The organism is Microcoleus sp. PH2017_35_SFW_U_B (assembly GCF_020737865.1).
GTDB lineage: Bacteria > Cyanobacteriota > Cyanobacteriia > Cyanobacteriales > Microcoleaceae > Microcoleus.
In genome coordinates this window covers 106,887-120,964 of record NZ_JAEQDE010000021.1, presented here as the reverse complement: position 1 = coordinate 120,964, position 14,078 = coordinate 106,887, and the positions used below count along the sequence as shown (strand labels likewise).

Genomic DNA, 14,078 nt, shown 5'->3' with positions numbered 1-14,078 from the left:
CAATGAAAATAGTTCTGACGTTAAAAACTTTCTTCGCGACAGTATTCGCGATCGCCCTATTTAGTCTCTACTTAACTCCTCCTGTGATTGCCGCGAATGCCGAGGATCTGAGTCAGCTATTAAAAGATAATTGGTGCGTCAGCTTTCTGTGGAAGCAATGCGATTTGAGCGCTGCCGATTTGCGAGGAGCTAATCTCCAAGAAGCCAACTTGAGCGGTGCCAACCTGAGCGGCGCCAACTTGTCCGGTGCTAATTTAAAAAATGCTGACCTTTCTGACGCAGATCTCACCAGCGCCAATTTAGCAAATGCTGATATTTTGGGCACGGATCTCAGTCGAGCCAATTTGACCGAAGCTAATTTCAACCGCACAAAATTGTGGGATGCTAATCTGACTTTGGCAAATCTGAGTCGCGCCAATTTACAAGATGCTAATTTGTTGGATTCTAGACTTTGGGGAAGCAATCTCACCCAAGCTAATTTAACTGATGCGACCCTGCACGGTGCTGATTTGCAATATGCTAATCTGGCAGACACTAATTTGACAAATGCTGATTTGCACAGCTTCTTTTTCCGAGGTTCCAAACAAGTCACAAATCTGAGCAATGCTAATCTAGAAGGCGCTAATTTAACGGGAGCAAATCTCAGAGGTGCGGTGCTGAATGGAGCGATAATGCCCGACGGCTCTATTAATAATGAAGAAATTGGCTTTAATTTAAAGTAAAGTCTGAATACAGTTGACAGTTGACAGTTGACAGTTGGCAGTTGACAGTTGACAGTTGACAGTTGACAGTTGACAGTTGGCAGTTGGCAGTTGGCAGTTGGCAGTTGTGAGTTCTCAGCAGTCAGTAATTAATAGACATTTAACTAATGACTAATGACTAATGACTAATGACTACTGACTTAATTCGATCGCCAAACTGCATCCCACGGCCCGCCGCCAACTTCCAAACCGGCCAAAGAACTTTGAGCCTCTAAGATAATTTTAGAGCGCTGCTTGCCATTTTTCTCAACATTTCCCCCCAACAATTCTCGCAGTTGCAAGCGCAATTCGCCGTGCGTCGTATCGCGGCAGCAAAAAGCCAGACCCTTGGCTGTAGGAGTTCGCACATAGGTGCCAGAACTTTTTGTACTGCCACTTAACTCAACTTCAAACTGGCTGTTTCTCGCCTGCATTTTCCAGCTTCCCCAAGGTTCAATATTCCAAGTTACTTGGGAATTCCAAGGCACAAATTCGTAGAATTTGCCTCGGTAATGGATGCCAATCATTGCTACCGATTCCATCCACCACAGCACGCCCCGCTTGCCACCCCCAGCAGTTAATGCTAAATCGCTTTCGCCTTGAAAACAATTGCAATTTATCCAAAACCATTTTTGCGGAAAAGCACCGCCCCAGTTTTTTTCGGTGTAAGCGGGAGCGTCTTTAAATTCATAGCGTTCGCCGTTCCAATCGATCCAACCCGTGGCTAAACCGTGAGCCATTAAAATTTGCCATCCAGGCTCAAACACTGGCAAAAAAGATAGCATTCCCGCCGTGGATTTTTGGAGTTCGTCGGAGTTTCCCCAGCCGTAAACAGGTTTGATTTCGTATTGCCAAAAACAGTGATTTCCAGTTCCTGGATCGTGCAGATAACCTTGATTCAAAGTAGCAGTAGCTTGATAGCCTTCTTCGATACGGCTGTCGAATACTTGTGGTTCTAAATATTCTGGTTTAATTTGTAAATCTGTTTTGCCCCAATGTCCTAAACCCAATGTGTCTCGGTGCGCCCAAAACTTATTTACATCGGGGAAGGTGCGGCACAAATAGCTATCTTTGGGGCCGAGAATTTGGGCGGCACCGCCGCTGTAAGGTTGACCGCCTCTGGGGTCTTCTATGGAATACATGAATGCAAAGGATTGTCCGTGAATTGGTAATGTTATTCGGTAGTACCAGCCTTCAAAAAAGCGCCGGGAACTGCCGTCCCAGTGGTAGCCGCTGTGGGGAGTTTCAATAGTTTTGAGTTTTGAGGCTGTATTTGACATAATATTACTAATAGCAAAACAAGAGTCATTGGTCATTGGTCATTGGTCATTGGTCATTGGTCATTGGGCATAGGGCATAGGGCATAGGGCATTAGTCATTAGACCTCTTGCAAAATAATTTTCTGATATAATGGAAAGTTTTGCTTTAGTTGATTAGATATCTCCCAAAAAGCCTGTGAATAACAGGCAGGATGCCTGTTCCACAATTATGGGAGATGTTTAATTCAAAGCCTCTGATTATAACATATATCTTTTTTGCAAGAGGTCTATTAGTCATTGGTCATTAACTAAAAGGAAGAAGCAGGCTTAGTACATTACCGATTACCGATTACTGATTGCCAACTACCGATCGCCAATTACCCATATAATAGGATATTCATTATGTCTTTAGCACTTTGGCGATCGCCCTTAGCGCGATCGCTCCACCGCAACCGCAGTCTTGCCTATGCCCGCTACTTGCAACTAGCAACGGTTCGTCCTGACGGGCGTCCTGCTAACCGCACTGTGGTGTTTCGAGGCTTTTTGGAAAACACCAACCAGTTAAAGTTTATTACAGATATTCGCAGTCAAAAGGCAGAGGAAATTAATCTCTATCCTTGGGGGGAGATTTGCTGGTATTTCCCTAAAACTCGGGAACAATTTCGGATTGCTGGACAACTGATTTTGGCAGGGGCAGATTGTCCAGATGTAGAGTTGTACGCAGCCCGCCGCACAGCTTGGCAGGAGCTTTCTGAGGGGGCGCGGGTGCAGTTTGGTTGGCCCGAACCTGGGAAAGACAAGGCTGAGGCTACTGCTTTTGATTGTGCTTCCCCAGATGCGATCGAGCCGCTGCCTAGTTTTTGCTTGCTGCTGTTGGAACCGGAAACGGTGGATTTTTTGGAGTTGCGGGGGGAACCCCAGAACCGATCGCTTTACGGGCGCGACGGGGATGGCAATTGGTTTGTGCGATCGGTCAATCCCTGAAAAAGAAGTCATTAGTTATTGGTTATTAGTTATTGGTTAGGGAGCACCACAGAATGATTGATCCTATAATGACCCAAAGATAATTTCAGTGTGCAGCGTATCTTATGTCTCTAAAATCTATCATGAAACTGACCGAACACGCCAAATCTCTTTACATCAAAACAGCTCAAAAACTCAAGGGGACAGACAGACGACAATTCATGGCATCGGTAGTCAAAGGTTTAGGAATAGGTGGACAAACGTTAGTAGAACGGGAGTTAGGATGGAACAGACGCACCATTCGTAAAGGGATGAAAGAATTGAAAAGTGGTGAGCCAATTGTCGATGGTTTCAAGCGCAGTGGACGAAAGCGGGTTGAAACTTTCATTACCCAACTTATTGAAAGATATTAAATCGTTAGTAGACCCACACAGTCAAACTGATCCTAGCTTTAAGAGTACGCGATTATATACACGCATTACTGCCAAGGAAGTGCATCGTCAATTAATTGAACAATTTGGTTATAGTGACGAAGAACTACCAAGTACAGAAACAATTCGACGAAAATTGAATGATTTGGGTTATACCTTAAAACGAGTTCTTAAAACTAAACCGATTAAAAAAATCCCGGAAACATCAGCTATTTTTGAACAACTTGGACAAATCAATACAGAAGCTGATAATAACCCTAATACTCTCCGAATCTCCATTGATGCCAAGGCTTCCGTCAAGATTGGAGAATTTGATAGAGGTGGTAAAAATCGGACGCCAACTATTGCACTCGATCACGATTTTGCGACTGAATCAACTGTGATTCCCTATGGCATTTTTCTGCCTGAGTACAACGAGTTATTTTTATTCTTCGTTACTTCTAAGTTGACGGCTGATTGTATAGTTGACTTACTTGAAAGTTGGTGGAAAACGGTTAAACACCGTTTTAGTCACATTCAAAAATTGGTTATCAATCAGGATAATGGGCCGGAAAATCATTCTCGTCGTACTCAGTTTATGAAACGAATTTTAGATTTTTCCCAGAAATCTCAACTGACGTTACAATTGGCTTATTATCCGCCATATCATAGTAAATATAACCCAGTAGAGCGTTGTTTTGGTTGGTTAGAAAAGCATTGGAATGGTAGTTTACTTGACAGTGTTGAGAGTGTGGTAAATTTCGCCAAAACTCTCACATTTAACGATAAAAATCCAGTAGTGACATTAGTAGAAATAATTTATTCCACGGGAGTTAAAATTAACAAGTTAGCTATGGCAGAAATTGAAACCCAGATAAATCGTCTGCCCAATCTTCACAAATGGTTTGTGGAAATTTTCGCTAAACCCACATAGCTATTGGATCATTCTTTTTGTGGAGGCCTCTTATTGGTTATTGGTTATTGGTTATTGGTTATTGGTTATTGGTTATTGGTTATTGGTTCCAATGCCCTGCGCGGGCATTCTTCCCTGCGCGGGCCTTCTTCCCAATGCCCTGTTTGCCCAATGCCCTGTTTGCCCAATGCCCAATGCCCAATTCCCAATTCCCAATTCCCAATTCCCAATTCCCAATTCCCAATTCCCAATTCAAATTTTAGATGCCGGTGCCGTCGAAAAATTCTTGAATTGCTTTATCTTTTAACTGACAAGCGGTGGCAACAGCTAATTGGTTTTTTTCAGCTACAGCTACATGACTGGTTTGATTTAAAGTTGAGAATGCTGAATGGAAATCGGAAACAGAAGTTAATGAGGCAGATGGTTGGGGAATCAAACTTTTTAGTTGCTGTTCGAGGGATTCGATACGATCGACTAAAGAGCGAATTACCGCAGCTTCGGAATCCGGCAAACTGCCGTGTTCTAGGGGATTGACGCGCACTCCCGATCGATAAACAATGCGGCCGGGAATCCCTACAACGGTACAGTCAGATGGTACGTCTCGCAGGACGACGGAACCGGCGCCGATGCGAACGTTGTTGCCAATTAGCAGGTTGCCGAGTACCTTGGCGCCGGCACCGACAACTACATTTTCACCGACGGTAGGGTGACGTTTGCCACTTTCCTTGCCTGTGCCGCCGAGGGTGACACCTTGGTAAATTAGGGCAAAATCGCCGACGATCGCTGTTTCGCCAATCACAACCCCCATACCGTGGTCGATGAAGACGCTTTTGCCGATCGTTGCCCCTGGGTGAATTTCAATGCCGGTCAAAAAGCGAGCAATGTGGGAAATTAAGCGGGGAATGAAGGGAAGACCCAGTACGTAAAGCCAGTGTGCGAGGCGGTGCAGCACTAGGGCCTGAAGACCTGGGTAACAAAACAAAACTTCCAGCCAGTTGCGAGCGGCTGGGTCGCGATCGAAAATTATACTGAAGTCAGCTCTAAGAGTCTTTAGCACTTTCGGATTTACCAATTTTGGTTAAACACGGCACTTTCGATCTTACATTTTACTTGATGGGGGAAGTTAGTGGCGGAGCGCGAGATTTGGGGAGTCGGAGATTGGGGGAGTGTCCCTGGAGCAGATTGGGGGAGATTGCGATAAAATTTGAAGATATTCGATTGTCCCCACCTCACAGCGCCACTGCACCCTATTCCTGTACTGAGATCGTATAGTTAGACTTGACTCCGGGTTCGAGTGTGCCGACCCAAATTTTGTATGAGCCTGCTTGCCAGTCTGAATCTACAATGCCAGCATCTTTATTCTGACCTGTATCGTCTCCGCAGCGCACGGTGTTACCGGGGCCTTGTACGAGTAAGGTGGTGTCCTTGCCTCCGCTGTTGACTTGGATGGTAAGTTTGTCCAAGTTTTGCTGCAAGACTATGATGTGGTCGGGAGTGGGGGTGGCAAAACCCAAACATTTGTTTTTGTGGCGATCGGCGTTGGCAATGGCAGATAGAGAGTACGATCCGCCTGTGGAACCTCTCAAAGCTGCTGTTGGGGCCCCAAAACCTCGCGATAAAATTAATGTGCCGAAATTGGCTGTTTCTGCTAAAACTGGGTGGGTGGCGATCGCACAAGTCGCAGCCAAGATCGCAGCGTTTTTGAAATGAACTCGCGGATTAAACAACATGGCACTACTCCTCTGTCACAACTTAAAATCACAACTCAGAATTTACCCATCGCAGCCCCAAGAATCCGAACTAGGAGAGGAAGAACATTTTTTTTTAATTAGTTCAAAACCTCTTGGTTTCTCTTCCTTATTTTTATCAGAACAACACCTGTGCGATCGCCCTTCCTCGTGCCACTCCCAGTTCTGCCACACGCGCCACGCTCATACCCGCAATTGTACGGTGTCAAGATGATAAATTTGATACTGCTTGCCTCTGTATTGGGAATTGCTTCCCTATTCGCCGAGGTTTTGCTATTGTTACCTATGAGTCTATCTGGCTGGCTCCATTTCCCGGTTTGGCTCAGCCTGACTTTGATTTTGCTGGCTATTTCTTGGTGCTTGGGCGATTAGTTTGCAGCGATCGGTGACGAGTTATTAGTTATTCAAAAGCCAATTATCAGAAAATTGGGTTGAAAACCCCGTCATTATAGGACGGCTTTAATTCAAATATAGAGCAAGGCTTCAACTTTTAAACCTTTTCAATACAAAGAAGTATGACAAACCCTTCAATCCAATAGATTTTAGTTTAAGCTTAAATCAGGTACACAACAAACAGGAGGTGACTCAATCTTGTTGACCAACTATGTTTACAAACTTCGTCCAAATCAAACCCAAGATTTAAAAATCTCAAACTGGGTGGATATGTTGAGAAGTCACTATAACTGGTGCCTGAACGACAGAATCATTCAATATAACCAACAGTTTGTTCAAGGAGACTACTGCGATATCAGAAATCAGGTTGAAGCTTGTCCGTTAACCTGCTTCGTCAGTAAAAATGGTGCAACCGGCAATCCCTGGAAAGATGGCAAGGTAGATTTTGAAGGTAAACTCAAAAATCCTCGTCGCACTGCTGGTGACATTCAAATCACATCCTTACCGAAGCTCAAAATAGCTAGACCTTGGTATAGTGGCAGTGACTCAACAGTTTTACAACAGAACGTTAAACGTTTAGATACTGCCTACAGAAACTTTTTTGAAGGCAGAGGATTTCCTCAATTCAAAAACCGTAGTAACTTTACCTCTTTTACTTTTGTAATGGGAATAAAGATACAAGGTAACAAAATCTACTTGCCCAAAGTAGGTTGGATGCGGTTTTATAACTCACGCTCAATCAGCTCTCATATTCGCGGACGTTGTTGGGAAGAGAGCCCTCTTGGTTTCAGTGGTTATATAACCTGTCAGTCATACCTCACCTTTTTGAGAAAGGCTATATCAAAGCTTGTGCTGTCAGGAAGCGCCAAAATGGTTGGTACGTGTCTCTGAGGATCGAAGACAAGTCTGTTCCCGATTACAAGGCTAAATCTCTCCAGGATGTGGTTAAAGTAATTGGATGCGACTTAGGGATTACCAAGCTGGTGCATCTTTCCGATGGATATCAAATTGAAAATCCCAAATTTTCAACTAATAAAAAAGTTAAACGCACCTTAAAAATTAGACAGAGACGAGTTAGTCGCCAAGTCAAAGGCAGTAAAAATCGGAAAAAAACAGCCAAAAAAGTAGGACTATTACATCAAAAAATCAGCAATCGGCGTCAAGCGTATCAATGGAAAGTCGCTCACAAAATAGTGGAGCGAAATATTGATGCAATTGCTTTAGAAGATTTACATATTTCTGGAATGCTACGTCGTTGTCGTGTAAAAATTGAGGAGAAAACTGGAAGATTTCTCAAAAATGGACAGTCCAGAAAAAAAGGTTTAAATCGCTCTATTTCTGATGCAGGCTGGGGTGAATTGATTTTGAAGATTGAGTATCTAGCTGCAAAGCAAGGAAAGGTCGTCATTAAAGTCAATCCTAAACACTCTAGCCAAGAATGTCGAAATTGTGGTCATATAGATAAGTCCAACAGAGATGGTGAAAAATTCATCTGTGTAGAATGTGGCTATCATGAACACGCTGATATTGGTGCTGCAAAAACGATTAGAGATCGAGCTTTGAAAATGGTACGCGGGGACTCTGCGAAACCTGGTACTATGTACCTAGACGCCCAAAAGGTATCACCACGCTCAAAAAGCAAATGTGGTGAGTTTGGGAACCCTAGCCATAGGGATATTAAGACCGAAATGTCTTAAGAATCCCCGTGCCTTGACTGCCGGGGAGTGTCAACAATCTTTCCGCTTCGCCCAACGGTCAATTCCCGTTAATGCAGCTTGCACCTATAGAACGGCCCGGGGTGTGATGATGTATACTGCAAAATTGACAATCAGGACTCTAAAATCTAGGATTTAACATCTACCTATAGAATGATGCAACGAGAAATTTCTGCGCTCTCTGAATTTCGCTCGAATGACAAAACTCTGCTGGAAACTCCTAAGAAACAGTCGCGTCCGATACACCGGGCGATCGTGTTAATGCTAGTAGCAACCGGTTTGCTGGGCCTGCACGCTAGCCGGCTGGTGGAATTGCAACTGGTACAAGGCAAGCAAAACCGAGAACGAGCCGAAAACAATCGCGTTCGCCTAGTACCGATGCCGGCGAATCGCGGACACATTGTCGATCGCAAAGGCAAGCTGCTAGCGGCTAACAATTTAGCTCGATCGGTCTATTTGTGGCCGAAAGAACAAACGCCCGAAGAGTGGAAAGTGACAGCACAAAAGTTGAGTCCGCTGCTAAAAATCCCGGCTAAAGAAATATTAGAGAAATTAAAAAAAGTTGATCCTCTATCCTACAGACCGGTGCGAATCAAGCAAGCTATGCCACCAGCATTGTTTGTACCGCTAGCAGAACAGGTGGGACAAATGCGGGGAGTGGAAGTGCGGCCAGAAGCAAGCCGCTACTATCCCGAAGGCAGTTTAGCTGCTCACGTTTTGGGATATATTGGCGAAGCTACCGCAGAAGACTTGAAAGCTCACCCGGAATATCCAATGGGGATGATTGTCGGTCAGATGGGCATAGAAGCAAGTTCTAACAAGGAAATTGCGGGTGTGTGGGGCGATCGGCTGATCGAAGTAAATGCCCAAAATCAAGAATTGCGACTGATGGGGGAGACACCGCCCAAACCGGGCGAGGCAGTGCAGCTAACCATAGACTTGTCCATGCAAAAAGCAGCCGAAACAGCCCTGGGGAACCGCCGGGGAGCAGTAGTGGCCCTTGATGTGAAAACCGGCGCGGTATTAGTTTTGGCCAGCCACCCGACTTTTGACCCCAATTTGTTTACGCGAAAAATCACTAAGGATGATTGGGCAACTCTTCAACAGGAAGAAAATCCATTTGTGAATCGAACCATGCAAGGCTATCCCCCCGGCAGCACGTTTAAAATTGTGACTTCCGTCGCGGGGATGGAGTCGGGCAAGTTTTCGCCGGACTCAATTATTGGTACTTCGTCTTACATTACTGTGGGGGGAATTGATTTTAACGAACACAGTGGCGGTTACGGAAACATCGGCTTTCGGGATGCCTTGGCTTTCAGCAGCAATACGTTTTTTTATCAAATCGGGATGAGTGCCGGGCCGGACGAAATTGCTAAGTGGGGACACCGCTTGGGCATTGGTAAGGATACGGATTTGAAGCTTTTGGGCCTAGGCGGTGGCGATCACGGTCAAATGCCGACCCCGGCCCAGAAGGAAAAAATCTATAAAGAACCTTGGTATGCTGGTGATACGGTAACAATGTCGATCGGTCAAGGGTTCGTGTTGGTGACTCCTTTGGAGGCGGCGGTGATGGTAGGTTCGATCGCCAATGGTGGTAATCGGGTCAAACCGCATCTTTTGAGTTCTCTGACTGGCAAGCCTGAGACAAAACCAGTACCTACGGGGATGAAACCTTCGACAGTTAATGTGATTAAAGAAGGACTCGTGGCAGTAGTTACCGACGGTACGGGACAGGGGCTCAATGACGGTTCAATTCCACTAACAGCGGGCAAAACTGGGACTTCGGAGGTGATCGGACAGAAGGATCACTCGCTGTATGTGGCCTATGGGCCTGCGGACAAGCCGGAAATTGCGATCGCCGTGGTTGTGGAAAATGGCGGTTTTGGCTCTGTTGCCGCGGCGCCGATCGCCAAAGAGGTGTTTCAAGCTTATTTTGGGAAACCTAAAACACCAGTCAACCCAATAGTAGTCAATCCTGAGTAGTCATTAGTCATTAGTCATGTTTTGCGAGCTTAAGAGCTCGCGAACGTTACTCGCGAACGCTATTAGTCATTAGTCATGTTTTGCGAGCTTAAGAGCTCGCGAACGTTATCAGTCATTAGTTATGAGACAGTAAGCCCAAACACAATGTTTGTGCCAATAATTTTTAAACGTGCTATGACTCATGACTGGACTGGGAGCCTCTCACTTTTGGAAAAAGCAATTTCTTTACAGTGCGAGCGTCCCCGCTCGCGAGTGTTGGATAGATCGCGAGCGGGGACAGCACTATAAAATCAAAACTGAGATGCTCCCACTGCACTGCTGATAGATGGTCGAGGTGCGTTTACGTAAAAAACCGGGTTTTTACCACCCCTACGGATGGCATCAAACTGTCCGAATTATTGACAACTGACAACTGACAACTGACTAATTCAGCCGCATAAATATTGTAGCTTTGCGAATTCCTGTTATTTCTCCCGTACTGGTGACGGTGAGCGATCGCAAGTGGTCAAAAAGTGGTCTTGCAGAAAGTTCAATTAACCTCAACAGCGGGATTTGTTTTTCCCAAATTGCTCTGCTGGAGGGCCAGTCTAAATAAAAATAGCCGTCGTTAGCTGGCGGTAGCGGTTCGATGCTGGTTTGAAAATCTTGATTTGCCACCAAAGAGCCTGTTTCGGCTGCTTTGAGTGCTGCGTCCATTGCTTCTACGGAAGTCGTGAAAATTTCGTATTTGCCGACAGTGGCTCGAACTCCTTTTGCCTCGGTTTCGATCGCACTTTTGCTCTTATTTTTTACATCGTAACTCTGGCTCGTTGTCAACTGCGTCCAAGCGGTAATTTTCTGGTTTCTGAGAGTAAAGTTGCCGATACTGTATTCTTTGCTGCGGGCAATTTCATCGAGTTTGTCGATCGCCTTTTGAGCATCAGCAGATTTCTCGGCCGCAAAAATCCAGTCGGGAGTGTTTGACGAACTCGGAACCACGGCTAAAGCGTATTCTCCTTGTACCCAGTTAAATATATCTTGGGGCAAATTGACGCCCCAATTTTCCTGAAGATCTGCGATCGCGCGATCGACTAATTTTGAAGCCTCTGTGTTAGTTGACACCGCCGATGACAAATCAGTCCAAAAATTCCTTAAATCGGTGCTGGCGACCGTGAAAGGACTGGCTGAGGGTATGTACTGCAAGGCTTGCACTGGTGCGGATAGTGTGGGAATTGCTGTTTTGTCTCCCGATGTCACCAAAGCAGTTTGGGCCAGCAATCCCCGTCGGTTGACTCCGATAGCAACTGCGAGGGAATTGGGGGAAACTTGGGGATTTTTCTCGGTTGCTGGCTGCGGGAGATTGACAAATCCTAAAGCTATTCTGCCTTGAGTTAGCTGCTGCAAAGCTTTTTGATAGTTAGGACTGTTGTTGAGATTCCGGTTTGCTGATTCTACGTTATCAATTGCATCTCGCAGCACGTTCGGACTGTTGGCAAATAAAACAAAACTACTGTTACTTCCTGAATCAGAACTACCGCCGATTGCTGCTGTTGCAAAGCTGGGAGGCAAAGTTGAATTTGGTAGAGAAAGCGAGTTGAAAGACCAAATCGAATCTTTTTTAGGGTTAGTTATTGGTGACTCTTTATAAGAAATTTTCACACCTTTGTATACTTCCGACTGCACAGTTTTCTCCTTACGAGATTCTTTTTGCCAGTAGGAAGTGAGAAATTCTTGACTGCGATCGGCATTTTGGGAGGAAACGGCTAGCAAAAACCCGGTTTGTTTGCCGTTGTTGAGTTCGCGATCGTCGAAATCTGGCGTGGTGGTGGCGAAAGTAATTTCGTCACCTATCCAAGGTTGGATATCGCGACTGTAATCCAGGCCAGTATTAACGAGGAAGCTTTTTTTTATTTGCTCGAATTCAGCGTGCGATCGGCTTCTTTCTTCAGGAGAGGCAAAGATTTGTCGCAATGCTTCGAGGCGATCGGGATTTACCAGCATTGAAACTAACACAGGTGATTGTTTCGAGACAAACACAGCCGCAGCCGGAGTAGTTGTCGGCCCACCAGCGAGCAAATTTAGGGGAGTTTTGGTTGACAGCCAGTAAAAACCGCCTGCACTCAAGGCTAAGAGTACCAAAACGCCAGCAATGAGGAAAGAAAAGAACGATCGCAGCTTCATACAACAAGGACTAATGACCACAGTCTACTATTAACTACAGTAGCGCATGACCGTAGCTATTGACATCTGCAAAATATAGAGGCGGTGTCTGTGAGAAACCGCCCCAATATTGACAGGCTATTACCCGTCAGTTTATTTTTTTCTAAGTCAATGATTGTGCCAATCTAGCCATCAGTTCTTCAATCGATAATTGAGGCAAGTCTGCCAACAGCGATGATAAATTGTCTGGGGATAAAGCCAGCAGATCGGGGATGAGATTTACCGGGATTTCTTCTAATTGTCCCGATTGAATGAAGGTTTTTTCCATAACTGTTTGTGCCAACAAAATTTGCACATTTTGGTGTTCATTTTCTCCCGCAGGCAGAGTAGATAATTGCACTAACAGCAAGGTGAACTCGGCAACAGGCAAAGCCGAAATCGGTAGAATTAATGCGACAGTTCGTGGGTCTAACTCCCCATATCTAACTTGCAAAAAACTCTCCAAAATCATCCGCTGTCCTTCTTCCCGGCCTTGTTGGAGGCCTTGTTGGAGGCCTTGTTGGAGGCCTTGTTGTTGTGCAGCTTCTAAATGTTGTTGAAAAAGAGGTGCAATCGCCATAACTAACTCCTGATCTTCATCATCCCCTGCGGGAATAGGTGGTGTATTCGCTTGCAAATTTGCCTGCAAGATGTACAATAATTCTAGCGCGTTAGTTCGGAGTGGATTATCCACAGGCAATGCACTGAGTTCTGCGATCGCCTGTTCCTGTACCCGTCCGCGGCCCAACATCCGCAACCACATAGTCTCGGGACTTCTCGGTAGCTGGTGAATCGCGATTAGTCCGACTCTCCAAACCTGAGTTAAAAAATAAACTCCTTTCGCCCAGCCCTCGGACTCTTCGGGAACCCGAAAACCAAAACTGTCCAGTAAAAGTTCCGAAGCAGTGGGAGTTAAAATCCACAACCTCGGCAATTGTCTTTCTTCTAAACGCTGGTCTTCTCGATTAGTCTGCCGCCCCAGTTTTGCCCTACTATTTAATAGTTTTACCACACAACTGAAGATTCCCTCAGTATTAACCGGATTGCGAAACGGCTCAATCACAGCTACAGTAGCAGCCATCTTACCCAATAAACCCAAACTCTGAACATATTCGCCCTCAAAAGAAGTTGGTTGAAACCAGACATCAATTTCTCTGACTTCAGCGGTGACATCTTTGCTGGTTTCTACTTCTCCCAGAGGCGACAATAACTCTTGAAGGTATTCTTTAGCAAACTGGTCGTGGGGAAACTTAGTCATAAAGTCAATGTTTTGCACTCCCTGCTATTTTACACAAACAAATAGTCATTAATACAAACCCAACTCAAATGTTAACAATATCAACGTCCTCTGAATAAAGAGTTTTACTACCAAACATCAGTTGGAAATTATATGAAGATTTGCTCGCGGAACTGGGAAATCAACGTTCCGCCAGAATTGCTTATCATCAAGGTCAATTAGAAATTATGGTGCCGCTACCGGAACATGAAAATCGCAACAGACCGATCGATCGCACTCAAACAGCAGGCGCAACCGCAGCAGTGCGAGAATTCCGGGAATGGGTGAGGAATAGGTAATTGTGAGTCTACCAACTCTTAACGTGCGAGATCCCTCGTGCACGCAAACGACAATCACAGAGCTCGCACAAAACTGGTGTTTGACTGTGCGGGCGATCGACTTTTGGGGAATATGGGTATAATTTATTACAATAGAGAGCGCTCGTTCGGCGAGCGGGCGATCGTTTCATACCTGCATTAAGCAACGCCCGCCGATCATCT

At 45.3% G+C, this 14,078-nt stretch carries 15 protein-coding genes; 9 read left to right on the top strand and 6 right to left on the bottom strand.

Annotation, left to right across the window (positions count from 1 at the left end; all coding sequences use genetic code 11):
* Positions 1–2 precede the first annotated feature (2 nt).
* Complete coding sequence (locus tag JGK36_RS01995) at positions 3–722, top strand: pentapeptide repeat-containing protein (RefSeq protein ID WP_293176447.1); 720 nt, start codon at positions 3–5, stop codon at positions 720–722.
* Positions 723–901: 179 nt separating this feature from the next.
* On the opposite strand, the gene JGK36_RS01990 is transcribed toward JGK36_RS01995, so the two are convergent.
* Complete coding sequence (locus JGK36_RS01990; protein WP_293176445.1) at positions 902–2,020, bottom strand: tocopherol cyclase family protein; 1,119 nt, start codon at positions 2,018–2,020, stop codon at positions 902–904.
* Positions 2,021–2,401: 381 nt separating this feature from the next.
* Between JGK36_RS01990 and JGK36_RS01985 the strand changes: the two genes are divergently transcribed.
* Entirely contained in the window at positions 2,402–2,983 is a 582-nt protein-coding gene (locus tag JGK36_RS01985; protein WP_293190330.1) for an Npun_F5749 family FMN-dependent PPOX-type flavoprotein, read from the top strand.
* Positions 2,984–3,105: 122 nt separating this feature from the next.
* Positions 3,106–4,306 (top strand): ISAzo13 family transposase gene (locus tag JGK36_RS01980; protein WP_293195857.1). Its coding sequence is split into 2 segments (ribosomal slippage): positions 3,106–3,345 and positions 3,347–4,306, totalling 1,200 coding nucleotides; the frame shifts between segments, so codons are not numbered across the junction.
* A 65-nt stretch (positions 4,307–4,371) separates the two neighbouring features.
* On the opposite strand, the gene JGK36_RS01975 is transcribed toward JGK36_RS01980, so the two are convergent.
* The 3 genes from JGK36_RS01975 to JGK36_RS01965 form a co-directional block, all read right to left on the bottom strand.
* Entirely contained in the window at positions 4,372–4,536 is a 165-nt protein-coding gene (locus JGK36_RS01975; RefSeq protein WP_293195854.1) for a hypothetical protein, read from the bottom strand.
* Between the two features lie 8 nt (positions 4,537–4,544).
* Complete coding sequence (cysE, locus tag JGK36_RS01970) at positions 4,545–5,342, bottom strand: serine O-acetyltransferase (protein WP_293176439.1); 798 nt, start codon at positions 5,340–5,342, stop codon at positions 4,545–4,547.
* A gap of 190 nt (positions 5,343–5,532) precedes the next feature.
* Positions 5,533–6,015 carry a hypothetical protein gene (locus tag JGK36_RS01965; RefSeq protein ID WP_293176437.1) on the bottom strand — a complete coding sequence of 161 codons (483 nt, stop codon included), beginning with the start codon at positions 6,013–6,015 and terminating at the stop codon, positions 5,533–5,535.
* A gap of 113 nt (positions 6,016–6,128) precedes the next feature.
* On the opposite strand from JGK36_RS01965, the gene JGK36_RS01960 reads away from it, so the two are divergent.
* The 4 genes from JGK36_RS01960 (at position 6,129) to mrdA (ending at position 10,124) form a co-directional block, all read left to right on the top strand.
* Entirely contained in the window at positions 6,129–6,422 is a 294-nt protein-coding gene (locus tag JGK36_RS01960) for a hypothetical protein (RefSeq protein WP_293195851.1), read from the top strand.
* 202 nt (positions 6,423–6,624) lie between these two features.
* Positions 6,625–7,317, top strand: coding sequence for a helix-turn-helix domain-containing protein (locus JGK36_RS01955; RefSeq protein ID WP_293200762.1), 693 nt, complete (start codon positions 6,625–6,627; stop codon positions 7,315–7,317).
* Positions 7,230–8,123, top strand: coding sequence for a transposase (locus tag JGK36_RS01950; RefSeq protein WP_293200773.1), 894 nt, complete (start codon positions 7,230–7,232; stop codon positions 8,121–8,123). The genes JGK36_RS01955 and JGK36_RS01950 overlap by 88 nt, the downstream gene beginning before the upstream one ends.
* A 171-nt stretch (positions 8,124–8,294) precedes the next feature.
* Complete coding sequence (gene mrdA, locus JGK36_RS01945) at positions 8,295–10,124, top strand: penicillin-binding protein 2 (RefSeq protein ID WP_293195845.1); 1,830 nt, start codon at positions 8,295–8,297, stop codon at positions 10,122–10,124.
* A gap of 423 nt (positions 10,125–10,547) precedes the next feature.
* Here mrdA and JGK36_RS01940 read toward each other — a convergent pair whose 3' ends face one another.
* The gene (locus JGK36_RS01940) at positions 10,548–12,284 is read right to left on the bottom strand and encodes a DUF3352 domain-containing protein (RefSeq protein WP_293195843.1); all 1,737 of its coding nucleotides are present in this window, start codon (positions 12,282–12,284) and stop codon (positions 10,548–10,550) included.
* A 142-nt stretch (positions 12,285–12,426) separates the two neighbouring features.
* Positions 12,427–13,560, bottom strand: coding sequence for a flagellar assembly protein H (locus JGK36_RS01935; RefSeq protein ID WP_293195841.1), 1,134 nt, complete (start codon positions 13,558–13,560; stop codon positions 12,427–12,429).
* A 140-nt stretch (positions 13,561–13,700) separates the two neighbouring features.
* On the opposite strand from JGK36_RS01935, the gene JGK36_RS01930 reads away from it, so the two are divergent.
* Positions 13,701–13,877: a hypothetical protein gene (locus tag JGK36_RS01930; protein WP_293195839.1), complete on the top strand. Its 177-nt coding sequence runs from the start codon at positions 13,701–13,703 to the stop codon at positions 13,875–13,877.
* Positions 13,878–13,914: 37 nt separating this feature from the next.
* A complete protein-coding gene (locus tag JGK36_RS01925; RefSeq protein ID WP_293176425.1) occupies positions 13,915–14,058 on the top strand; it encodes a hypothetical protein in 144 nt (47 codons plus the stop codon).
* The last annotated feature ends 20 nt before the right edge of the window (positions 14,059–14,078 follow it).